This is a genomic window from Roseovarius halophilus (ex Wu et al. 2025) (assembly GCF_047086965.1).
Genome location: NZ_JBKOTX010000559.1, coordinates 1 through 486, shown reverse-complemented (window position 1 = coordinate 486; position 486 = coordinate 1). Strand labels below are relative to the sequence as shown.

Annotated in this window: 1 protein-coding gene; it reads left to right on the top strand. The window is 71.4% G+C overall.

From position 1 onward, the window contains the following. The coding region (locus tag ACH107_RS33485) for a GNAT family N-acetyltransferase (protein ID WP_412509882.1) at nt 1–362 on the top strand (362 nt) is incomplete at its 5' end. Between the last annotated feature and the right edge of the window lie 124 nt (nt 363–486).

Genomic DNA, 486 nt, shown 5'->3' with positions numbered 1-486 from the left:
TGCGGCCTGGCGATCTGCCGGCCATGGCGCTGGCGACGCGGCGTGGCTGGGTGCGGATGTTGCGCGATCCGCGCGGCCCGGCGGGTTTCATCGCGCGGGACGGCGGGCGCATCCATGCGCTTTACGTGCATCCGCGTGCGCAGGGCGCCGGGCTGGGCCGCGTGCTGATCCGGGAGGCCAAGCAGCAGGCCGCGCAGCTGGACCTGTACGTGCTGGCCGCCAATCTGCCCGCGCGGCGTTTCTATGCCGCGCAGGGATTTGCCGAGGCGACGCGGGGGTGCGGCATGGGCAATGATGCCGGTCTTAGGGATATCCGCATGGTCTGGCGGGCGGGCACGTCCCGGGAAAGGGAGGCGGCATGACCAAGGGGCCGATCCTGATTGATCTCGAGCAGGACGAGGCGGAGGGCCCCGCGCCCGACACCGCCCCGCCCGTGCCCGACCCGGACTCGATGGTGCCGATCATGTAGAAATCCCCTTCGTCGCG